The sequence below is a fragment of the Kribbella sp. NPDC055071 genome (assembly GCF_053608045.1).
The window spans coordinates 199,257-220,430 of sequence record NZ_JBSGUS010000001.1; the positions used below are offsets into that span (position 1 = coordinate 199,257).

19 protein-coding genes are annotated in these 21,174 nt (G+C 69.1%); 10 read left to right on the top strand and 9 right to left on the bottom strand.

The window, feature by feature from the left end; translation table 11 throughout:
- The first annotated feature begins 11 nt into the window (after positions 1-11).
- Genes cobT through ACWF4Z_RS00985 form a run of 5 tightly spaced genes read left to right on the top strand, consistent with a single transcriptional unit; the run spans position 12 to position 4,142 of the window.
- Complete coding sequence (cobT, locus tag ACWF4Z_RS00965) at positions 12-1,052, top strand: nicotinate-nucleotide--dimethylbenzimidazole phosphoribosyltransferase (protein WP_452240837.1); 1,041 nt, start codon at positions 12-14, stop codon at positions 1,050-1,052.
- A complete protein-coding gene (gene cobA, locus ACWF4Z_RS00970; protein ID WP_452240838.1) occupies positions 1,049-2,257 on the top strand; it encodes a uroporphyrinogen-III C-methyltransferase in 1,209 nt (402 codons plus the stop codon). The genes cobT and cobA overlap by 4 nt, the downstream gene beginning before the upstream one ends.
- A complete protein-coding gene (locus ACWF4Z_RS00975; RefSeq protein ID WP_452240839.1) occupies positions 2,254-3,057 on the top strand; it encodes a TrmH family RNA methyltransferase in 804 nt (267 codons plus the stop codon). The genes cobA and ACWF4Z_RS00975 overlap by 4 nt, the downstream gene beginning before the upstream one ends.
- Positions 3,058-3,081: 24 nt before the next feature.
- Positions 3,082-3,609, top strand: coding sequence for a GNAT family N-acetyltransferase (locus ACWF4Z_RS00980; RefSeq protein WP_452240840.1), 528 nt, complete (start codon positions 3,082-3,084; stop codon positions 3,607-3,609).
- On the top strand, positions 3,588-4,142 hold the full coding sequence (locus ACWF4Z_RS00985; RefSeq protein ID WP_452240841.1) for a phosphotransferase-like protein: 555 nt from the start codon (positions 3,588-3,590) through the stop codon (positions 4,140-4,142). The genes ACWF4Z_RS00980 and ACWF4Z_RS00985 overlap by 22 nt, the downstream gene beginning before the upstream one ends.
- Before the next feature lies 1 nt (position 4,143).
- Here ACWF4Z_RS00985 and def read toward each other — a convergent pair whose 3' ends face one another.
- Both def and ACWF4Z_RS00995 read right to left on the bottom strand, forming a co-directional pair.
- Complete coding sequence (def, locus tag ACWF4Z_RS00990; RefSeq protein ID WP_452240842.1) at positions 4,144-4,749, bottom strand: peptide deformylase; 606 nt, start codon at positions 4,747-4,749, stop codon at positions 4,144-4,146.
- A gap of 65 nt (positions 4,750-4,814) precedes the next feature.
- Entirely contained in the window at positions 4,815-5,630 is an 816-nt protein-coding gene (locus ACWF4Z_RS00995) for an LLM class F420-dependent oxidoreductase (RefSeq protein ID WP_452240843.1), read from the bottom strand.
- Positions 5,631-5,688: 58 nt separating this feature from the next.
- On the opposite strand from ACWF4Z_RS00995, the gene ACWF4Z_RS01000 reads away from it, so the two are divergent.
- Positions 5,689-7,119: an AAA family ATPase gene (locus tag ACWF4Z_RS01000; RefSeq protein WP_452240844.1), complete on the top strand. Its 1,431-nt coding sequence runs from the start codon at positions 5,689-5,691 to the stop codon at positions 7,117-7,119.
- Positions 7,120-7,144: 25 nt separating this feature from the next.
- Here the strand turns inward: ACWF4Z_RS01000 and ACWF4Z_RS01005 are convergent, their stop codons facing one another.
- The gene (locus ACWF4Z_RS01005; protein ID WP_452240845.1) at positions 7,145-7,480 is read right to left on the bottom strand and encodes a winged helix-turn-helix transcriptional regulator; all 336 of its coding nucleotides are present in this window, start codon (positions 7,478-7,480) and stop codon (positions 7,145-7,147) included.
- A gap of 64 nt (positions 7,481-7,544) precedes the next feature.
- Here ACWF4Z_RS01005 and ACWF4Z_RS01010 point away from each other — a divergent pair, with 64 nt between their 5' ends.
- Together ACWF4Z_RS01010 and ACWF4Z_RS01015 are read left to right on the top strand one after the other, a co-directional pair.
- Positions 7,545-8,201 carry an NADPH-dependent F420 reductase gene (locus tag ACWF4Z_RS01010; protein ID WP_452240846.1) on the top strand — a complete coding sequence of 219 codons (657 nt, stop codon included), beginning with the start codon at positions 7,545-7,547 and terminating at the stop codon, positions 8,199-8,201.
- 117 nt (positions 8,202-8,318) lie between these two features.
- Positions 8,319-8,867 (top strand): hypothetical protein, encoded by a 549-nt coding sequence (locus tag ACWF4Z_RS01015; protein WP_452240847.1) that lies wholly within the window; start codon positions 8,319-8,321, stop codon positions 8,865-8,867.
- Here the strand turns inward: ACWF4Z_RS01015 and pgl are convergent.
- From pgl to tkt, 6 genes are all read right to left on the bottom strand, one after another.
- Positions 8,864-9,586 carry a 6-phosphogluconolactonase gene (gene pgl, locus ACWF4Z_RS01020; protein ID WP_452240848.1) on the bottom strand — a complete coding sequence of 241 codons (723 nt, stop codon included), beginning with the start codon at positions 9,584-9,586 and terminating at the stop codon, positions 8,864-8,866. The genes ACWF4Z_RS01015 and pgl overlap by 4 nt on opposite strands.
- A complete protein-coding gene (locus tag ACWF4Z_RS01025) occupies positions 9,583-10,800 on the bottom strand; it encodes a glucose-6-phosphate dehydrogenase assembly protein OpcA (protein WP_452240849.1) in 1,218 nt (405 codons plus the stop codon). The genes pgl and ACWF4Z_RS01025 overlap by 4 nt, the downstream gene beginning before the upstream one ends.
- Complete coding sequence (gene zwf, locus ACWF4Z_RS01030) at positions 10,797-12,347, bottom strand: glucose-6-phosphate dehydrogenase (protein WP_452240850.1); 1,551 nt, start codon at positions 12,345-12,347, stop codon at positions 10,797-10,799. Before zwf ends, ACWF4Z_RS01025 begins: the two co-directional genes overlap by 4 nt.
- Positions 12,348-12,409: 62 nt before the next feature.
- Positions 12,410-13,993: a glucose-6-phosphate isomerase gene (locus ACWF4Z_RS01035; RefSeq protein ID WP_452240851.1), complete on the bottom strand. Its 1,584-nt coding sequence runs from the start codon at positions 13,991-13,993 to the stop codon at positions 12,410-12,412.
- On the bottom strand, positions 13,990-15,099 hold the full coding sequence (gene tal / locus ACWF4Z_RS01040) for a transaldolase (RefSeq protein ID WP_452240852.1): 1,110 nt from the start codon (positions 15,097-15,099) through the stop codon (positions 13,990-13,992). The genes ACWF4Z_RS01035 and tal overlap by 4 nt, the downstream gene beginning before the upstream one ends.
- A gap of 37 nt (positions 15,100-15,136) precedes the next feature.
- A complete protein-coding gene (gene tkt, locus ACWF4Z_RS01045; protein WP_452240853.1) occupies positions 15,137-17,317 on the bottom strand; it encodes a transketolase in 2,181 nt (726 codons plus the stop codon).
- 253 nt (positions 17,318-17,570) lie between these two features.
- Here tkt and ACWF4Z_RS01050 point away from each other — a divergent pair, with 253 nt between their 5' ends.
- Both ACWF4Z_RS01050 and ACWF4Z_RS01055 read left to right on the top strand, forming a co-directional pair.
- Entirely contained in the window at positions 17,571-18,542 is a 972-nt protein-coding gene (locus tag ACWF4Z_RS01050) for a heme o synthase (protein WP_452240854.1), read from the top strand.
- Between the two features lie 1,521 nt (positions 18,543-20,063).
- The gene (locus ACWF4Z_RS01055) at positions 20,064-21,173 is read left to right on the top strand and encodes a ScyD/ScyE family protein (RefSeq protein WP_452240855.1); all 1,110 of its coding nucleotides are present in this window, start codon (positions 20,064-20,066) and stop codon (positions 21,171-21,173) included.
- Position 21,174 lies beyond the last annotated feature (1 nt).

Below are 21,174 nucleotides of genomic sequence, written 5' to 3' on the forward strand. Positions count from 1 at the left end.
GGAGGAGCACCGTGGAGGAGTACCTGGACCGGATCGGACCGGCGGACGAGGTGGCGATGCGGGCGGCCACCGAGCGGCAGGCCCGGCTGACGAAGCCGGCCGGTTCCCTCGGCGTGCTCGAGGAGCTTTCCGTCCGGGTCGCCGGGATGACCGGCACGTGTCCCCCCGCGCTGCCCGCGCCGGCTGTGGTCACGGTGTTTGCCGCGGATCACGGCGTCCATGCACAGGGAGTGTCGCCCTGGCCGCAGGAGGTGACCGCGGCGATGCTGGCGAACTTCGCCGCCGGTGGCGCCGCGGTCAACGCGTTCGCGACGAACAATGGCGTCGAGGTCCGCGTCGTCGACGTCGGCGTGGCGACGCCGGTGGACGAGCTGGAGATCGTGCACGCGAAGGTCCGGCCCGGTACGCGCGACCTGTCCACGGAGGCTGCGCTCACCGAGGACGAGGCCCGGGCGGCGATCGCGGTCGGCTTCAACCTCGCCGACAGACTGGTCCGTGACGGCTACCGCTGCCTGCTGACGGGCGACATGGGCATCGCGAACACCACCGCCAGCGCTGCCCTGATCGCGACCTTCACCGGCTCGACCGCCGACGCCGTCACCGGCCGCGGCACCGGTATCGACGACGCGACGCTGGCCCACAAGACCTCGATCGTCCAGTCGGCTCTCGGGCTGCACGACGTACCGGCGTCGGATCCGCTGAAGGCTCTCCAGGCGTACGGCGGTCTCGAACACGCAGCCCTCGCCGGATACATCCTCGGCGGCGCGGCCAACAAGGTGCCGGTGATCCTGGACGGCGTGATCGCAGGCGCGGCCGCGCTCGCCGCGCAGGCGTTCCACCCGGCCGTGACGGACTACTGCGTCGCCGGCCATCGCTCGGCCGAGCCGGGGCACGCCATCGCGCTGAAGACGCTCGGGCTGCAGCCGCTGGTCGACCTCGACCTGAGGCTCGGCGAGGGGACCGGCGCCGTACTCGCGTACCCGATCCTGACCTGTGCGGTCCGGGCGCTCGCCGAGATGGCGACGTTCGAGGCCGCTGGGATCGACTCGTGACCAATCAGTACCTGTCCGGGCTCGTGCTCGACGGCCGCCGCGTGGTGGTCGTCGGCGGCGGTGGCGTCGCCCAGCGGCGACTGCCGCGGCTGCTCGAGTCCGGCGCCCAGATCGACCTGATCAGCCCGTCGATCACGCCGACGATCGAGGGCCTGCTGGCGAACCCGGCGTTGACCTGGATCGAGCGCGGTTATGTGTACGGCGATCTCGATGGCGCGTGGTACGTCGTCGTCGCGACGGACGATCCCGTGGTCAACGACCAGGTCTCGGTGGAGGCCGAGGAGCGCCGCATCTTCTGCGTACGGTCGGACGATCGATCCCGCGCGACGGCGTGGACGCCCGCATCGGGGCAGCACGACAACGTGACCATCGGCGTGCTCGGGGGCGGCGATCACCGACGGTCGGCCGCCGTACGGGACGCGATCCTCGAGGGCCTGCGGACTGGGGACCTGGGCGCCCGCGAGGTCGAGAAGCATCCGGGCGTGTACCTGGTCGGGGGTGGACCGGGCGATCCCGATCTGATCACCGTGCGCGGACGGCGGTTGTTGGCCGAGGCGGATGTCGTGGTCGCGGATCGGCTCGCGCCGCAGCCGTTGCTGGACGAGCTGCATCCTGATGTCGAGTTGTTCGATGCGGCCAAGCTGCCGCGTGGCCGGGCCGCTCAGCAGGAGGAGATCAACCGGATCCTGGTGGATCGCGGGCAGCAGGGGAAGGTCGTCGTACGGCTGAAGGGCGGCGATCCGTACGTGTTCGGCCGCGGCTTCGAGGAGGCGCTGGCGTGCGCGGCCGCCGGGGTGCCGTGGACGGTGGTGCCGGGGATCACGAGCTCGATCTCGGTGCCGGCGGTGTCCGGGATTCCGGTCACGCATCGCGGGGTGACGCATGAATTCACGGTGGCGTCGGGGCATGTTCCGCCGTCGCATCCGGACTCGTTGATCAACTGGGACGCGTTGGCCCAGCTCAGTGGGACGCTGGTGTTGCTGATGGCGGTGGAGAACCTGCCGGCGATCACCGAGCGGCTGATCGCGGGCGGGCGGCCGGCGACGACACCCGCCGCGGCGATTGCCGACGGCACCCTTCCCGGGCAGCGGATGGTGACGTCGGATCTGGCCGGAATCGCTGCGGCGATGGCGGAAGCCGGCGTCGGCGCACCCGCGATCGTTGTCATCGGCAACGTTGTTGCCGTGGCTGCGCAGGCGCGATGAGGATTGTGCTGGATGATCCGGCCGATCCGCGGCTGGCGGACTATGTGCAGCTGCGGGAGGTGACGCTGCGTCGCCTGCTGGAGGAGGAGCACGGGTTGTTCATTGCCGAGGGCGACAAAGTGATCCGTCGCGCGGCGGAGGCCGGTTTCGCGCCGCGGTCGTTCCTGCTGGCAGAGCGGTGGCTGGATTCGCTCAAGGACGTGCTGGAGCTGTGGTCGGAGACACCGGTGTACATCGTGTCCGAGGAGTTGGCCGAGCAGGTCACCGGATTCCACGTGCATCGGGGCGCACTTGCGTCGTACAAGCGTCGCGCTACTGTCCCGCTCGCGGACCTGCTGACCGATGACGTACGGCGGATCGCGATCTTCGACGACATCGTGGACCACACGAACGTCGGTGCCGGCTTCCGGGCGGCCGCGGCGATGGGGGTGGAGCTCGTGCTGGTCACGCCGTCCTGTGCGGACCCGCTGTACCGGCGTTCGATCAAGGTCTCGATGGGGACGGTCTTCCAGGTCCCGTGGACGCGGCTCGCGAGCTGGCCGGGGGATCTCGGCGTACTGCAGTCCCATGGGTTCACCGCCGCGGCGTTCGCGTTGACCGACGACTCGATCACGCTCGACGACCTTGCGGCCAGACACGACGAGCGGCTCGCGCTGATCTTCGGTACCGAAGGACACGGCCTCAAGCCGCACGTGCTCGAACAGGCAGATCTGACCGTGCGCATCCCGATGGCCGGCGGCGTCGACTCCCTGAACGTGGCATCCTCGGCAGCAGTCGCTTTCTACGCGACCCGACGCTGAGCCGGATTCATGGGAGGGGGATTCATGCGTACGACGGAACGCCTGCTGCTGCGCCCGTTCCGCGACGAGGACCTGGAGCCGTGGGCGGCGCTGAACACCGATCCCGCGGTGATGATGTACCTCGGCGGGAATCCGCTCAGCCGCGAGGAGTCCGACGCGATCGCGGAGGGCGTGAACAAGCGCTACGCGATCGACGGGACCGGGTTCCTGGCGATCGAGCGGCGTAGCGATGGCGCCTTCCTGGGCGCCTGCGGCCTCCAGCACACGCCCTGGTTCCCCGACTTCGAGATCGGCTGGCGCCTGTCGCGCGAACACTGGGGTCACGGCTACGCCACCGAAGCAGCCTCATCCTGGCTGGAACACGCCTTCACGGCAATGGACTTGCCCCACGTAATCTCGGTGACCGACACCCCGAACACCCGTAGCATCGCCGTCATGCGCCGCCTCGGGATGAGCTTCGACCAGGAGACGGTGCTGGAGGAGGACGGCGTCGAGTTCGACGCCACCATCTACCGACTCACGGCGGGGACATGGAACGCGGCCCACAAGTAGTCCTCGTCACCGGCATGCAAGCAGCCGGAAAGTCGACGATCGCGCCACTCCTGGCTGCCCGCCTCGGACCACCGGCGGCCACGCTGGACGGCGATGTGTTCTACACCGGCGTCGTCGCGGGCGCCGAGATCATGACGCCTGAGCCGACGGCCGAGGCTGTGCGCCAGTTGGAGCTGCGGTACGACGCGAGCGTGCTGGTGGCGCAGCACTATGCGGACGCCGGGTTCGACTTCGTCTGCAGCGACATAGTGCTCGGCACGCACGTTGAACGGTGGTTCAACCGGTTGCACGACGTGACGCCGTACCTGGTGGTGTTGGTCCCGGCCGTCGAGGCCATCGTCGAGCGGGAGATCGGGCGAGGGGGCAACAACTCGTACCGGGACTGGGGTGAGTCGCTCGAGGACGGCGTACGGGCGTTGCAGGCCGGTCTGGAGGGGATCCCGCGGCGGGGGCTCTGGCTGGACACCGGCGGACAAACCCCGGAGCAGACAGTCGACGCGATCCTCGCCGACTTCGACAAGGCTCGCTGGTAGGTCAGGTCGCCGGGGTGTCCTCGTGGGCGTCCTCGTGCTCGACCATCGGGGAGACGGGCCAGTCGGCGGGGTAGTCGGGCGCCAGTTCTTCAGCCTCGCCGTAGAGGCGTTTGCGGTATTTGCGGGAGATGCGGTCGCCGAAGACGACGCCCTTGGTGTGGTCGGTCTCGTGCTGGAGGCAGCGAGCCAGGAGGCCGTTGCCTTCGAAGGTGACGGGCTCGCCGTGCTGGTCGACGCCGGTGACGCGGGCGAAGTCGGGACGGGCGCACTTGGTGAAGGCGCCGGGCAGGGACAGGCAGCCCTCGTCGCCCTCGTCCAGGCTGCGGTCCTTGCCTTCGGGGAGCTCGATCTCCGGGTTACAGACGACGCCCTGGACCCGGTTGCCCTCCTTGTCGGGGCAGTCGAACACGAACAGCTGCAGGTCCACGCCGACCTGGTTCGCGGCCAGGCCGACGCCCTCGGCCGCGTTCATCGTCGCGACCATGTCGGCGACCAGCGTCTGCAGCTCGTCGCCGAAGTCGGTGACCGGCTGGTTGACCCGATGCATGACGTCCTCACCCCAGCGGGTGATGGGCCGCACCGAACCGTTCTCAGGCAACGTAGACATGGCGGAAATCCTAACCGGCCGGGCCGGGGTGGTGGCCCCAGGGACCGCCACCCCGCCCGCGGGCGCTACTTCGCGTTGACCTCGTCGCGCCAGCTGATCCAGTCCTTCAGCAGGCCCAGGTCGTGCACCGGACCCGACGTCGCGATCGTGAACAGCCGGGTGCCGACGTCGTACAGGGACTTGCCGGCCTCCTCGGGAGTCTTCGAACCGACGGCGGCCGAGCGCTCGATCTCGCCCGGGTCGCGGCCGAGCGTCTTGCAGTGCTCGTCCAGTACGGCGTGCTTGTGCGCGAGCGTCTCGGCGTCACCGAAGCCGTGCCAGATGTTCGCGTGCTTGGCCACGAGCTTCAGGGTCTTCTTCTCGCCGCCACCACCGATCAGCACCGGGATGTCCCGGGTCGGCTTCGGGTTGAGCTTGGTGAAGCGCTGCTCGATCCGCGGCAGTGCCTCACCGAGCGCGTCGAGCCGGCCGCCCGCCGTACCGAACTCGTAGCCGTACTCGTCGTAGTCCTTCTCGAACCAGCCCGACCCGATGCCGAAGATCAGCCGGCCGTTGCTGATGTGATCGACGGTCCGGGCCATGTCGGCCAGCAGCTCGGGGTTGCGGTAGGAGTTGCAGGTGACCAGCGCGCCGAATTCGACCCGCTCGGTCGCCTCGGCCCAGGCGCCGAGCATCGTCCAGCACTCGAAGTGCAGACCCTCGGGCTCGCCGGACAGGGGATAGAAGTGGTCCCAGTTGAACAGCACGTCCACGCCGGCCTCCTCGGCCGCGGCGGCGGTACGGCGGATGTCGGCGTACTCGGCGTGCTGGGGCTGGAGCTGGAGGGCGACCCGGACCGGATAGGCGGCGTACGGACGCTCGTTGGACTCGGAATCTGTCATGGTAGTGATCCTATTCCACGTTGCGGAGGACCCTCCGGATCGGGCCGGGGAATGGACCATGAGGGGGTACGGCGGAATGCCGGACGAGACCGAGATCGACGAGTTCGCGCGGTTGTTCACGAGGTTCCTGGAGCGGATGCATCAGCCGCCGGGACAGGCCGGCCGGGAGAACTTGCGGGACCGGCTGCGCGCCCACCTCGGCGTGGATCCCGAGCAGGTGCCGGTGGTGTCGTCGAAGTTCCCGTCGTACGACCTGCCGAACGTGCAACGAGCGGTCGAGGCGTGGTTCGACGAGTTCGAGCTGGTCGGGCTGGCCGGTTCGGACCGCGGTCACCACTCGCTCGCCGAGCTGCTCGAGCTGGCCGCGTACAACCGGTTCGGCATCGGGGCGGTCGACTATCAGCGGCTGCAGATCGATGTCGACGAGGAGATGGACTGCGTCGCGTTCGGGTTCTTTCTCGGCGTGCAGGGGGCGGATCGGTACGTCGCGCTGTTGCGCGCGGCGAACCAGCAGTACGGGCGGCCGTCCGTCGAGCTCGAGGTGCTCGCGTTGACCAAGGAGGCGGGGGACCGGTTCCTTGGCGCGCTGCCGGATCTGATCCGCGAGCACAACGTGTTCCGCGGCAAGGTGGTGTCGTTCGAGGGGCACGAGTTCGGGCAAGGGGTCGGGCCGTTCCGGTTGCACGCGCGTCCCGGGATCAGCCAGGCGGACGTCGTACTGCCGGATGGGGTGCTGGAGCGGATCGAGCGTGAGGTCATCGGCGTCGCGGACCACCGCGAGACGCTGCTGGCGGCCGGTCAGCACCTGCGCCGAGGCGTGTTGTTCTACGGGCCGCCGGGGACGGGCAAGACGCACACCGTGCGGTATCTGCTGTCCCGGCTGCCTGAGTTCACCGTCGTACTGCTGGCCGGGACGAGTATCGGGTTCATCCGGCAGGCGTGTGCACTCGCGCGGATGTTGCAGCCGGCCCTCGTCGTACTCGAGGACTGCGATCTGGTGGCTGAGGCGCGCGACTTCTCGCACGGGATGGACAACCCGTTGCTCTTCCAGGTCCTCAACGAGATGGACGGCTTGGCGGAGGACTCCGACGTGGCGTTCCTCCTCACCACCAACCGGGCGGATCTGCTGGAGCCGGCGTTGATGCAGCGGCCGGGGCGGGTGGATATGGCCGTCGAGATCCCGTTGCCGGACGCCGAGGGTCGCGCTCGGCTGCTGTCGCTCTACGGCCCGGGTCTGGAGGTCCCGGCCGAGGTGATCACCCAGACCGAAGGTACGACCGCGTCGTTCATGAAGGAGCTGGTACGGCGGACCGTCCTGCTGGCGGCCGAATTGGGCGTCGAGCCGACCACCGAGCACCTCCGCTCGGCAACCGCGGAGCTCCTGTCGTCCCGCGATGCGCTGACCCGCCGGCTTCTCGGCGCCACGAACGGCGACGTGCCCGAGTACGATCCGGGCCGCCCGGCCTCTCCCGGCATCTACCCCGGCTGAGGCCCTGGGCCGGCTCGTACCTGGGCTAGGCCATCTCGGTCGGGATCTGGTCGCCGAACTCGACCACCCACTCGCCGAGGGCTCTGAGCGGCCCGAGGAGGCCCTCACCGGCCGTGGTGAGGGAATACTCGACGCGCGGTGGTGCCTCGGCGTACCGGTCGCGCCGGACCAGGCCGTTGTGTTCGAGCCGTCGGAGCGTGTCGGTCAGGACCTTCTGGCTGATGCCGCCGATCTGCTCGCGCAGTTCGCCGGGACGGGCCGGGCCGTGGGCGAGCGAGTAGAGGACAACCATCTGCCAGCGCCCGCCGATCACGTCGATGGCGATCCGGGCTTGGCAGTCGGCGAAGAATCTCGGCTCCACGTCTCCATTCTGCCGTGTCGTTGGGCACCTGGAGGTGTGTATCGAACCGGCTAGCTTCCTGGCCATGAGAACCGGCATGGTGAGAATCGGAATCCTGGGGAACGGCCGGATGGCCGAAGCACTCGGCAGGCACTGGGTGAAGGCCGGCCACGAGGTGATGATCGGCGGACGCTCGTCGGAGCGGACGACGGCGGTGGCGGAACGGCTCGGGGCGAGTGCGGGAAGCTTGCGGGAGGCAACGACGTACGGCGAGATCCTGCTGCTCGCGCTCCCGGCGAGCGCGGTGGTGGACACGGTGAAAGCGCTCCCGATCGCAGCCGGTCAGATCCTGATCGACTGCACGAACGCGCTGAATCACGAGGACTTCACGCTCGTCGAACCAGCGACGGCCGAAGCCATCAGTGACGCGGCACCGGATGCCCACGTCGTCAAGGCGTTCAACCTCGCCGCCGACCCGGTCTGGCGGGACGCGCCGCACTCCTTCGAAGGCCGGCCGTTGGGAGTTCCGCTGTGTGGCGACGATCCCGCCGCGCTGGCCAAGGTCGGCGAGCTGGTCCGCGACGTCGGTGCTGAACCGGTGAACGCGGGCGGGCTTGCCCATGCGAAATTGCTCGAGGCAACAGCCGCGCTGGCCATCGGGGTCTGGGTGGCGGGCGGCGACGTCCGCGCCATGTTCCCGCCTGTGCAGCTCGCGTTCGGGGATGTGCGCCCCGACGCCTGACGATCAGCCCGAAGTTTGCCCGAACGGTCGGTACCTAAGGGCTACTGAGACGACGGTGAAATGGGTGGGCGGCAGGATCCACGGGTCAGTAGTGCAGATGATTCGGGGAGAGATGTCATGAAGGTGCTTGCGGGGGTCGCGGTGGCCGCGATTGTGCTGGGTGGGGTGTCCGGCTGTGCGTTTGCGTCGGACACCGAGGTCGAGAGTCAGCCGAACACCACTGCCGAGCAGCCCAGTGGGGGAGAGACGACGGATGGAGCCGGGGAGGAACAAGCGGGTGGGAAGTGGGACCCGTGCAAGTACCTGGTCAAGGCCGACGTCGAGAAGGTGCTGGGCGAGCCGGTGCAGGAAGGGGCGCCGGCCGACGGTGCCTTGGACGGCGACAACGTGCTTTCGGCGGTGTGCTCGTACGACGCGACGGCCGACGACAACAACAACATCCAGTTGTCGGTGGGGTCGGACGCGATCCTGAAGCAGTCGATCGGGCAGGCCGGGAACCCGATCCCGGACCTCGGTGACGAGGCCCGGGGCGCGAACGGGATCTTGTACTTCCGGAAGGGCGAGACCGCGTTCCTGATCACGATGGTGAAGAACCGGGACGACGAGAGCCAGCTCTCGCCGACTCTCTTCGTCCCGTTGGCTCAGGAAGCGCTGACGAAGGTCTAGGACTCTTTCGACGCGGCGGCCTCGTCGAGCAGCCACAGCGTCCGGTTCTGGCCCTTTGGTTGGGCGGCGGGGACATCTCCGTCGCCCAGCGCCTTCGCGACCGCCTCGGCCTTGTCCTCGCCGGAGACGACGAACCACACCTCGCGGGTCCGGCTCAGCCACGGCAGCGTCAGCGAGATCCGCGTCGGCGGCGGCTTCGGCGCGTCGTGCACCGCCACCGCCGCCACGTCGATCACCCCGAGCTGCGGGAACCCTGGGAACAACGACGCGACATGCCCGTCGGGACCGACCCCGAGCATCACGACGTCGAACGTCGGGGACCCGGCCGCCTCCAGCTCCTCCGCGTACGCCGAAGCCGCGGCCTCGGCGCCCTGCCCGGCGTCGGCCGGCATCGGGTGCACCCGCGCCGGGTCGACGTCCAGCTTGGACAGCAGCGCCTCACGCGCCTGGGTCTCGTTCCGCTCGGGGTCGCCGGACGGCAGGAACCGCTCGTCACCCCACCAGAACTCGACCCGCCGCCAGTCGACCTCGACGTTCCCGGGGGACTCCGCCACCGCGCCGTACACCAGCGCGGCCACTCGGCCGCCGGTCAGCACCAGCTGCGCGACGCCGCCTTCGCTCTGCGCGTCGACGAGCTGCGTGATCAGCCGGCCCGCGACCGAGAAGGCCAGGTCGTCGGCATCCGGATGGATCAGCAGCTCCGGCTCGATCTCCGTCATCGGTTCGCCACCCTCTTACCGGTCGCCCGCTTGGTGGCAACCCGCTTGCTCGAAGCCTTCTTCGCGGCCGCGCTCTTCTTGACCGCTGTCTTCTTCGCCACGGCGTTCTTGGCTACGGCCTTGCCGGCAACGGCCCTTCCGGCGGCTGCCTTCTTGGCGATGGCGGCCTTCTTGACCGGTCCGCGTTTGGCGGCGGCCTTCTTCGCCGAGTCCGGCGCCTCGTCCGACACCGCCTTGGTCGCCGCCCGCGCTACCGCGGACTGGACCGAGCGTCGGTCGGCCTCGCTGACCTTCTTCGCGGACTCCGGCATCTTCTCCCGCTTGACCATGCAGGCCAGCGTCGACGCGTACACGTCGTCCGGGTCGAGCCGCCGCAACTCCTCGCTCAACAGCTCCGACGGCGTACGGCGCTTCAACGCGACCGGCCGATCCGGTTGCCCCGGCACGCTGAACGTCGCCACCGAGCCATCGGACCGCGTGAGCGAGATCGGGCCCGACGGCGTGAACAGACGAGTAGCCGTGATCCCCGGGCCGCGTGACACGCGCTGTTCGACCGGTACGCCGAGCCGGCACTGCAGCCACGCGGCCATCAGGTCCGCACTCGGGTTGCCCTTGGCCGACACGACCTCGGCGCCCGTCACCTTCGTCGGATACTGATCCAGAGCGGCTGCCATCAGCGCACGCCACGGCGTGAGCCGGGTCCACGCGAAGTCCGTGTCGCCAGGCTCGTAGCCCTCGGCCCGCGCGGTGAAGTCGACGGACGCGCGACGGGTCGCGGCCGCGTCGGTGACCCGACGCCGGCCCAAGCGGCCCAGCGGGTCGTCGTCCGGCACCTTAGGGCCGCCGCCCGGCCACCACACGATGACGGGGGAGTCGGGCAGCAGCAGCGGCGTGACCACGGACTCCGGCACCTTGGCCAGCTCACCGTGCAGCCGCAGCAGCACGGCCTCGCCGGGGATTCCTTCGCCGACGCGGACCTCGGCATCCAGACCGGGCGCACCCCGGCCGGGCCGCAGGATCGCGACCAGGACCCGGGACGGGTGTTCGCGACCGGCCTCGTTCGCGGCCTTCATCGCGTCGTGGTGGGACGCCTCGTCGACGACCACCACGATGGTGCCGACCATGCCCATGGCCGGGGAACCGGCGTTCCGGCGGGCCCTGAGCAATGCCGAGGCGATCTCGGCGGACGTCGTACCGGTGAGGTCGATGATCATGGCCGCCTCCACACGCGTCCGTCGCGGGCGAGCATCTCGTGCGCCGAGTCGGGACCCCAGTCGCCCGACTTGTACTGCTCCGGCTTGCCGTGCTCGGCCCAGTAGTTGATCACCGGGTCGAGGATTTTCCAGCCCAGCTCCACCTCGGTGTGCTGCGGGAACAATGGCGGGTCACCGAGCAGTACGTCGAGGATCAGCCGCTCGTATGCCTCGGGGGAGGACTCCGTGAACGAACCGCCGTACTGGAAGTCCATGTTCACGTCGCGGATCTCCATCGCGGTCCCGGGCACCTTGGCGCCGAAGCGCAGGGTCACGCCCTCATCCGGCTGGATGCGCAGAACCAATGCGTTCTGGCCGAGCTCCTCGGTCTCGGTCTTGGCGAACGGCAGGTGCGGCGCGCGCTTGAACATCACCGCGACCTCAGTGACGCGACGGCCGAGCCGCTTGCCGGTGCGCAGGTAGAACGGAACGCCGGCCCAGCGGCGGGTGTCGACATCGACCCGCAGGGCTGCGAACGTCTCCGTCCGGGACGACTTCGGAATGCCGTCCTCCTGCAGGTAGCCCTTGACCTTGACGCCGCCGGCCCAGCCGGCCGCGTACTGACCGTGGGCAGTGTGCAGGTCGAGACGCTCCGGCAGGGTGACCGCCGCGAGCACCTTCTTCTTCTCCTGGCGCAGCGACCAGGCGTCGAAGCTGACCGGCTCCTCCATCGCGACCAGCGCGAGGAGTTGGAGCAGGTGGTTCTGGATCACGTCGCGGGCCGCGCCGATGCCGTCGTAGTAGCCGGCCCGGCCGCCGATGCCGATGTCCTCGGCCATCGTGATCTGGACGTGGTCGACGTAGTGGCTGTTCCAGACCGGCTCGAACATCGAGTTGGCGAACCGCAGCGCCAGCATGTTCTGCACGGTCTCTTTGCCCAGGTAGTGGTCGATCCGGAAGACCGCCTCGGGCGGGAACACGGACTCGACCACCCGGTTCAGGTCCCGCGCGCTCTTCAGGTCATGACCGAACGGCTTCTCGATCACAACCCGCCGCCACGAACCGGGGACCTCATCGGTCAGCCCGTGCTCGGACAGCTGCCGCACGACCTCCGGGAACAGGCCTGGCGGGATGGACAGGTAGAAGGCGTGGTTGCCGCCCGTACCGCGGGTGACGTCCAGCTCGTCCACGGTCTCCCGCAGCCGCTTGAACGCCTCGTCGTCGGTCAGGTCACCCGGTACGAACCGGAAGCCCTCGGCGAGCTGCTGCCAGACCTCTTCCCGGAACGGTGTCCGGGCGTGCTCCTTGACCGAGTCGTGCACGATCTGAGCGAAGTCCTGGTTGGTGTAGTCGCGCCGCGCGAACCCGACCAGGGCGAAACCGGGGGGCAACAGCCCCCGGTTCGCCAGGTCGTAGACCGCCGGCATCAGTTTCTTGCGGGCCAGGTCCCCGGTCACACCGAAGATGACCAGGCTGCACGGCCCGGCGATCCGGGGGAGCCGCCGGTCCTGCGGGTCCCGCAGTGGGTTCACCGGGCCGGCCGGCCCTTCGTCGAGCTCAGCGGTCATCAGCCGCTTGCCTCCGTGTCGTCTAGTGCTTCTGGGATTGTCTGGTACCGCGATTGTTCAGGTCAGTTGCCGAACAGGGCCAGCAGTTGCTGTACGCCGCCCGCCGGGTCGGTCAGGTGGAGACGCAGGACCGGCCTGCCGCGCTCGGCGAGCACGTTCGCGTCACCGGCGGCCTGCGCTGTGATCAGTGTGCCGAAGGTGAACGGGCGATCCGGGATTTCCACGTCCGTCGGGTGTGCCGCGGTGATCTGCAGGAACACGCCCTCGGGGTGCCCGCCCTTGTGGTACTGACCGGTCGAGTGCAGGAAGCGCGGACCCCAGCCGAACGTCACCGGACGCCCGGTCCGCGACGACAGCGCCGGCCGGATGCCGATCAGCGAGGCGTCGCGCTCGGAGTCTAGGTACGCCATCACGGCCACGTAGCCGACGTCGTCGAGCTTGCCCAGCAGTGCGTCGACCGCGCCTTGCAGCGAGTCCACGCCGTCCAGCAGGCCCTCGGATCCGCGGACCTCGACGACACCGTCGGTGAACGCCGCGGCCTCCGGCTCCGGCTGCGCGTCGAGCAGACCGCGGGCGGCCTTCTTCGCGCTCTCGACATCGGGCTGGTCGAACGGGTTGATACCGAGCAGGTAACCCGCCACCGCCGTCGCCGTCTCCCACAGCAGCATCTGCCCGCCGAGCGAGCCCGCCGTCAGAGCCGTCGGGACACCGCTGGTCGCCTTCTCCGCGAGCAGTGCGTTCGTGATGTCCGCCGCGTCGCTGCGCAGCTCCGGCGCACCGACCTCGACGGCGACCGGCAGCACGCCGGTCCCCTCCTTACCGGTGCTCTCGGCAATCAACTGCTCGGCCCAGTCCGGGAACCCGACGATGTCCGACCCGTCGGCCGTGATGATCGCCTTGTCCCGGCCCGCGCTCGCCGCGAGCACGGCACCCAGCCACAGTGCCGGGTTGTCGGTCGAGTCGGCCTGCAACTCCGGAGCGGCCTCGGCCGCCTGGTCGAGCAGCTCGGCGATGTCGGCCCCGGCCAGCCCGGACGGAACCAGCCCGAACGCCGTCAGCGCGCTGTACCGGCCACCCACGTTCGGGTCGGCCAGGAAGGTCTTGCGGTAGCCCTCGTCGGCCGAGAGCTTCTCGAACGGCGAACCCGGGTCCGTCACGACGACGATCCGGGACGCGGCATCGATGCCCGCGTCCGTGAACGCCTTGACGAATGTCCGCCGGTGGCTGTCGGTCTCGACCGTACCGCCGGACTTGCTGGACACGACGACCACTGTCTTGGACAGGTCGCCGGCCAGCGCGCGGCCGACCACACTCGGGTCGGTCGAGTCCAGTACGACGAGCTCCACACCGGCCGTCCGGGTGATCACCTCGGGAGCCAGCGACGAGCCACCCATGCCGGACAGCACGACCCGGTCCAGACCCTCCGACCGGAAGTCGGCCTGCAGGGCCTCGATCTCGGCCAGCAGCGGCCGCGAGGTGTCGTGCAGGTCCACCCAGCCGAGCCGGATAGAGGCCTCGTGCTCCGCCTCGGGACCCCAGATCGTCGCGTCCTTCGCGGCGATCCGGGACGCGATCTTCTCGCTGACCAGCCGGTCGACGACCTCGGACCAGTCGCCGTTCTGCGTGCTTACCTTCGGTGCGGTCACTTGGTGGCCGCCTTGAGGGCCGCCGCGACCGTGTCCTGCAGCTCGGACCAGGAGGCGTCGAACTTCGCGACTCCCTCGTCCTCGAGCACCTGCACGACCTCGTCGTAGGAGATGCCCAGCTTCTCCAGGTCGTCGATCACCTTGCGGTCGGCCGCGTAGTTGCCGCGGACGGTGTCGCCTTCGAACGAGCTGTGCTCCTCGACGGCCTTGATCGTTGCCTCAGGCATCGTGTTGACGACGCCCCTGGTGACCAGGTTGTCGACGTACAGGGTGGGGGAGTACGACGGGTCCTTCGTGCCGGTCGAGGCCCACAGCGGCCGCTGCGGCTTGGCCCCGGCGGTCTCGATCTCGCGCCAGCGGTCGGTGTCGAAGATCGCCTCGTACGCCTCGAAGGCGAGCCGCGCGTTGGCGACGGCGGCCTTGCCCTTCAGGGCCTTCGCCTCGTCGTTGCCGATGGCATCGAGGCGCTTGTCCACTTCGGTGTCGACCCGGCTGACGAAGAACGACGCCACGCTGGCCAGCTTCGTCACGTCGTGGCCGTTCTCGATCGCCTGCTCCAGGCCGGCCAGGAACGCCGCGGCCACCGCCTTGTAGCGCTCGAGGGAGAAGATCAGCGTCACGTTCACGCTGATCCCGGCGGCCAGCGTCGCGGTGATCGCGGGCAGACCCTCCTTCGTGGCGGGGATCTTCACGAAGATGTTCTCGCGCCCGACGATGTCCCAGAGCAGCTTGGCCTGCTCGATCGTCTTGTCGGTGTCGTGCGCGAGCGTCGGCTCGACCTCGATCGAGACCCGCCCGTCCTGGCCGTCGGTGTCGTCGTAGATCGGCTTGAACAGATCGGCCGCGTTGCGGACGTCGTCGGTGGTGATCACCCGGATGGACTGGTCGACCGAGACACCGTCGGCAGCGAGCCGGGAGACCTGCTCGGCGTACGCCCCGGCGTCCGAGATGGCCTTCGCGAAGATGGTCGGATTCGTCGTCACGCCGACGATGTGCTTCTCGTCGATCAGCTGCGCCAGGCTGCCGCTGGTCAGCCGCTGCCGGGACAGGTCGTCGAGCCAGATGGAGACACCCGCGTCGGCGAGTGCTTTCAAGCGATCGTTCATTTCTCCGATGCCTTCTTCCGATTCTGTTGTGGGTGTCTCAGTCGCGGGCTTCGCCGGCGTCGGCCGGTCCGACCGGTCCGGCCGCGGCACGCCCGGGAGGTACGCCGGGGCCGCTGATCTGCGCGGCCGTGGCGATGCTGTCCTTGGCTGCCTGGACGACGGCGGCCGCGGTGATGCCGAACTCGTCGTACAGGGTCTTGTAGTCGGCCGACGCGCCGTAGTGCTCCAGGCTGACGCTGCGGCCGGAGTCGCCGACGATGTCGTGCCAGCTCTGCGCGATCCCGGCCTCGACCGAGACCCGGGCACGGACGTCGGCCGGGATGACCGACTCACGGTAGGCGTCATCCTGCTCGTCGAACCACTCGCGCGACACCATCGAGACGACGCGGGCGTTGATGCCCTCGCCGGCCAGGGTGTTGCGGGCCTCGACGGCCAGCTGGAGCTCGGAGCCGGTGCCGATCAGGACCACGTCCGGCGTGCCGTCGGTGTCGAGCAGCGTGTAGGCGCCCTTCTTGACGTTCTCCGTGGTCGCGTAGCCGTCGGTCCCACGCGGGAAGGTAGGCACGTTCTGGCGGGTCAGCACCAGGCCGGCCGGGCGATCGGTGTGCTCCAGGATCGCGGCCCAGGCGGCGGCGGTCTCGTTCGCATCACCAGGCCGGACGACGTCCAGGCCCGGGATGGCCCGCAGCGCCGAAAGGTGCTCCACCGGCTGGTGGGTCGGGCCGTCCTCGCCGAGGCCGATCGAGTCGTGCGTCCACACGTAGGTGACCGGCAGCTTCATCAGTGCGGCCAGCCGGACCGCCGGGCGCATGTAGTCGCTGAAGACCAGGAACGTGCCGCCGTACGGGCGGGTCAGGCCGTGCAGGGCGATGCCGTTCATCACCGAGCCCATGGCGTGCTCACGGATGCCGAAGTGCAGCACCCGGCCGTACTCGTTGCCCTGGAACTCCTTGGTGGCGTGCTCGGCCGGGATGAACGACGGCTCACCCTTCGGGGTGGTGTTGTTCGAACCGGCCAGGTCGGCCGAACCGCCCCACAGCTCCGGCAGCTCGCCGACGATCTTGGTCAGTACGTCGCCGGAGGCCGCGCGGGTCGCGACACCCTTGGCGTCGGCATCCCAGCGCGGCAGGGCAGCCTCCCAACCGGCCGGCAGCTCGCGCTTGCTCAGCCGGTCGATCAGCTCGGCGCGCTCGGGAGCCGCCGTCCGCCAGGCGTCGTACTTGACGTCCCAGGCGTCCTGCTCGGCCTTGCCGCGGTCGAGCGCCTTGCGGGTGTACTCGATCACGTCGTCGGCGACCTCGAAGGTCTGCTCGGGGTCGAACCCGAGGATCTTCTTGGTCGCGGCGACCTCGTCGGCGCCGATCGCGGAGCCGTGGATCTTGCCGGTGTTCTGCTTGGTCGGGGCCGGCCAGCCGATGATCGTGTGCAGCCGGATGAAGCTCGGCTTGTCCGTGACCGCCTCGGCCGCCTCGATCGCGTCGTACAGGGCCTGGACGTTCTCCTCGTAGCCGGTGCCGCCGTTGGTCCAGTCGACGTCCTGCACGTGCCAGCCGTACGCCGCGTACCGGGCCGCGACGTCTTCGGAGAACGCGATGTTGGTGTCGTCCTCGATCGAGATCTTGTTGTCGTCATAGATCACGGTGAGGTTGCCGAGCTTCTGGTGACCGGCCAGCGACGAGGCCTCGGCCGAGACGCCCTCCTCCAGGTCACCGTCGGAGGCGATCGCGTAGATGTGGTGGTCGAAGACACCCTCGCCGGCGGCGGCCTCCGGCTCGAGCAGGCCGCGCTCGCGGCGGGCCGCCATCGCCATGCCGACCGCGTTGCCGACACCCTGGCCGAGCGGCCCGGTAGTGGTCTCCACGCCGGGGGTGTGCGAGTACTCCGGGTGCCCCGGGGTCTTGCTGCCCCAGGTCCGCAGCGCCTTCAGGTCATCCAGCTCGACGCCGAAGCCGGCCAGGTAGAGCTGGATGTACAGGGTGAGGCTGGAGTGTCCGGCCGAGAGGACGAAGCGGTCCCGACCGGCCCAGTGCGGGTCCGCCGGATTGTGCCGCATCACCTTCTGGAACAGCAGATACGCGGCCGGTGCGAGGCTCATCGCCGTACCGGGGTGGCCGTTGCCGACCTTCTCCACCGCGTCCATCGCGAGCACCCGAACGGTGTCGACTGCGCGCTGGTCGAGCTCGGTCCATTCAAGCTTCGGGCTGGTCTTCTCCGTCACGCCGGCGGCGCTCCTCTCGATGGCTGTTATCGATGCCGTGAACACACCTGGACACACACGTGCTGGTCCTCGTCACGGAGCCTACTCGCCAGCACGTTTCAGGCTTCTCACAGACAAGCAACTCGGACATGTACATCCTTGTTCCCATCCCGCCCTGTGACTCACGGAGGGGGGTGCACGACCCCTCCTACGGGGCGTCGTAGACTGTCGAACCGTCAGCGCCGCACCGCGGTGTCAACCATAAGTTTTCGAGGTGTTCGTGACCGCCGTCGATCCGCGTCCAGCCGCGACGACGTCGTACCCGGCGCCGCTGCCGGAGCCATCCGTTGAGATGCGTCCGTCGGTGCGCGATGTGGTGAAGGCGTATATCGGTCTGACCAAGCCACGCATCATCGAGCTGCTGCTGATCACCACCGTGCCGGTGATGTTCCTGGCCGCCGGCGGAGTCCCCGGTCTCGGGGTCGTCGCGGCCACCCTGGTCGGCGGCATCCTCGCCTCCGGCAGCGCCAACACGATCAACTGCGTGCTGGACCGCGACATCGACGAGCAGATGCGCCGGACCCGGCGCCGGCCGTTGCCGCGGCACGCGGTCAGCCCGCGCTCGGCCACGGTTTTCGGCATCGTGCTGGGGATTCTGGCCACGATCGAGCTCGGGTTCCTCGTGAACTGGCTGTCGTCCGGGCTGGCGCTGGCCGCGAACCTGTTCTACGTCTTCGGCTACACGATGCTGCTGAAGCGCCGTACCGTCCAGAACATCGTCTGGGGCGGCATCGCGGGCTGCTTCCCGACGCTGATCGGGTGGACCTCGGTCACCAACTCGCTGGCCTGGACGCCGGTCGTGCTGTTCCTGGTCGTCTTCTTCTGGACGCCACCCCACACCTGGTCGCTGGCAATGCGGTACCGCGAGGACTACGCGTCGGTCGACGTGCCCATGCTTCCCGTGGTCGCCACCCCGGTCGCCACCGCCCGCCAGATCATGGCCTACTCGGTCGTCATGGTCCTGACCTCGATTGCCCTGTGGCCCGTAGCCGACACCGGCTTCGTCTACCCGGTCGCCGCGGTCGTCCTGGGCGTGGTCTTCCTCCGCGAGGCAAGGCAGTTGTTGCTCCGAGCCCACACCGGCGCCGATGGCGCCGCGTTGCGCCCCATGCGCCTCTTCCACTTCTCCAACATCTACCTGGCCCTCCTCTTCATCGCCGCAGCCATCGACCCACTCCTGCACTAACAGACACCGCTACGCGGCGGCTGATCTTTGCCGCCTTCGGCCGGGTGCGCGAACTGCTGTCCTGCCCCCTGCGGTTCGCGCGAAGGATGTAGGTGGTGCGCAAATCCGTCACCGCTTCACGGAGGCTGATTCTTGCCGCCTTCGGCGGGGCGCAGATGGTGGATCCGCAGCTCATCTGGTGTGCGCCGAGCGGACTGTGGTGTCGCGGCCTTGCGGGGACTGTGGTCCGCGGTCTCCGCTGCGTGATGGTGCTAGTCACGGCGGTGTGCGTCAAGGGCGCCTTCGGCGTCGCTGCGCGATCTTCGACCCTTGACCCACACCACCGCGACCAGGGAAGGACGCAGCTACGCGGATCCCGCGGGGGGCTGTGAGCCAGGTGATGTGGATCCGGTTGGTCGGCGTGGAGCTGTGCGCCGGGGTTGAGGTGGGTCGGGTTGGTCGGTGTGGTGACGGGCTGGTCTGGTTCGGTGTGATTCGGTGCGGAATCTGGTGAACGGGCCGGTCCTGGTCCGCCGGTGTGCACGTGTCAGTCGCGCGGGGCTGTCTCGGGCTTGGGATCTCGCGATCCGGGCAGATTCATCCACCCGCCGGTCCGGCAGCCCGCGTCTCGCGGGCTGGGGTGGATCTCTTCCCGTTGCGGGTAGAAGATCCTCCCGGTCCCCTTCCCTGCCAGGCGAATCCCGCCACCCGGACACCCCCGGCCACATCCCGAGACCCACCCCGCCACTGGCCCGCCAACTCACGGGTTATCCCATGAACTTGTCGGTTCTCCGATGAGATCTCGGTGGGAGAAGGGACAAACTCATGGGATAACCCGTGAGTTGGAGACCGCCCGGCCGGGGTAAGCCACCAGGTCGCGGGCCGACCGGTCTCGGGTCTGTCCAGCAGCACTCCGATCCGCTCCCCAGCGCGATCCACCCCCGTGAACACACCAATGTCCGACCCAGACCGGCCGTCAGCCTCACCACGGTCCACCACCGTGATCACGTCCGATGTGCGACCACTCGGGTCAGCGGCTCCGGGATAGCCGCGTCCTTCCCTGGTCGGGGTGGTGTGGGTCAAGGGTCGAAGATCGCGCAGCGACGCCGAAGGCGCCCTTGACGCACACCAGCCCGACTGGCACGATCACGCAGCCCGGAGACCGCGACACCACATCCCCGTCGCGCACACCAGATGAGCGACCGGACGCCAGTTCGCGCGCCCCGCCGAAGGCGGCGAGAGAACAGGTGCCGCGGAGCGGTGTCCGACGTGCGCACCGCTCGAATATCCCTTGCGCCAAACCACGACGGGTGGGCCAGGAGTTCGCGCGGTCCGCCGGAGGTGGTGAGGGTCAGCGGTGTCCTGATTGCCCTATGGGGTTGCCCTAAAGGGTTGGGTTGGTTGCTGGGGGCATGGGTTGCGGGGTGTGTGCGGGTGGGTGCGGGGAGTCGGGGCGTTGACCAGATCGTGACTTGGTGTTGTTCTGGTCCAGTCTGTGGACGGGGGTCCATCCTGGGGAGACGCAACGGCAGGGGGAATCAGATGGGGGTTCGGACGCGCACGATCGCGGTTGGGATCGGGGCGCTCGCGTTGGCGGGGTCGGTGCTGGTGGCCGGTCAGGCTGACGCTGGTACGACGGGTAGTGGTACGCACGGCAGCAGCTTGAAGCCGGTTGCGACGGGACTGGTGGGTCCGCGCGGCGTATCGACGTACAAGGACAAGGTCATCTACGGCGTCATGGACGGTTCCGTGTACGCCACCAACGGCAAGAAGACCTGGAAGCTCGGTCAGGTCCCGGGTGGGTTCCCGCCCGCGGTCGACACCAACGCGTGGGGTACGACATACGCCCTCACCGGCGGTGGCGCCGAGCCGGGTGAGCCGGTCCCGCCAGGCGGCGCAACCCTGTTCAGGCTGCGACCCGGCAAGTCTCCGGTCGCGGTCGCGGACATCGGGAAGTACCAGTCGCACGACCCGGATCCGTACAACCTGGCCGACCCGCCGACGGAGTCCAACCCGTTCGGTGTCGCGGCGCTGAAGGACGGCACCGTCCTGGTGTCGGATGCCGCAGGCAACGACCTGCTCCGGGTCTGGCCGAACGGCAAGATCAAGACCGTCGCCCGGCTGAAGCCGCGCGTGGTCGAGACTCCTGCCGGTCTCGGACCGGACGCACCGCCGGCGGGCACCATGCTGCCGGCCGAAGCCGTCGCCACGTCGGTGACGGTGGGCTCGGACGGTTACTGGTACGTCGGTGAGCTCCGCGGCTTCCCGGCCACTCCGGGAACGTCGGAGATCTGGCGGATCAGGCCGGGCTCGGTGGGCGCGGTGTGTGATCCGGCCAACCCGTACAAGGGCAGCTGCCAGCGGTACGCCGACGGGTACACGTCGATCGTGGACCTGGCCGGTGGCCCGCACGGCACCCTCGCCGTGGTGCAGCTGGCGCGGGAGAGCTGGCTCAAGTTCGAGATGGGCGGCTCGACGATCGGGTCGCTGTACCTGCAGTACCCCGGCAAGCACCACAAGGCCGGGTACAAGAAGGAGCTGGTCCGTGGCCAGCTGAACCTTCCGGGCGGTACGGCGTTCAGCCGTTGGGGCGACCTGTATGTCTCCTCACCCGTCTTCGGCCCTGGCGCCGTGTACAAGGTCAGGCACTAAA

Bases quoted from the DNA above. Each gene is read 5' to 3' on its own strand.
- ACWF4Z_RS00975 (WP_452240839.1), top strand. From the start codon at position 2,254: ATGAGGATTGTGCTGGATGATCCGGCCGATCCGCGGCTGGCGGACTAT.
- ACWF4Z_RS00980 (WP_452240840.1), top strand. From the start codon at position 3,082: ATGCGTACGACGGAACGCCTGCTGCTGCGCCCGTTCCGCGACGAGGAC.
- ACWF4Z_RS00985 (WP_452240841.1), top strand. From the start codon at position 3,588: ATGGAACGCGGCCCACAAGTAGTCCTCGTCACCGGCATGCAAGCAGCC.
- def (WP_452240842.1), bottom strand. From the start codon at position 4,749: ATGTCTACGTTGCCTGAGAACGGTTCGGTGCGGCCCATCACCCGCTGG.
- ACWF4Z_RS00995 (WP_452240843.1), bottom strand. From the start codon at position 5,630: ATGACAGATTCCGAGTCCAACGAGCGTCCGTACGCCGCCTATCCGGTC.
- ACWF4Z_RS01000 (WP_452240844.1), top strand. From the start codon at position 5,689: ATGAGGGGGTACGGCGGAATGCCGGACGAGACCGAGATCGACGAGTTC.
- ACWF4Z_RS01010 (WP_452240846.1), top strand. From the start codon at position 7,545: ATGAGAACCGGCATGGTGAGAATCGGAATCCTGGGGAACGGCCGGATG.
- ACWF4Z_RS01015 (WP_452240847.1), top strand. From the start codon at position 8,319: ATGAAGGTGCTTGCGGGGGTCGCGGTGGCCGCGATTGTGCTGGGTGGG.
- pgl (WP_452240848.1), bottom strand. From the start codon at position 9,586: ATGACGGAGATCGAGCCGGAGCTGCTGATCCATCCGGATGCCGACGAC.
- ACWF4Z_RS01025 (WP_452240849.1), bottom strand. From the start codon at position 10,800: ATGATCATCGACCTCACCGGTACGACGTCCGCCGAGATCGCCTCGGCA.
- zwf (WP_452240850.1), bottom strand. From the start codon at position 12,347: ATGACCGCTGAGCTCGACGAAGGGCCGGCCGGCCCGGTGAACCCACTG.
- tal (WP_452240852.1), bottom strand. From the start codon at position 15,099: ATGAACGATCGCTTGAAAGCACTCGCCGACGCGGGTGTCTCCATCTGG.
- ACWF4Z_RS01055 (WP_452240855.1), top strand. From the start codon at position 20,064: ATGGGGGTTCGGACGCGCACGATCGCGGTTGGGATCGGGGCGCTCGCG.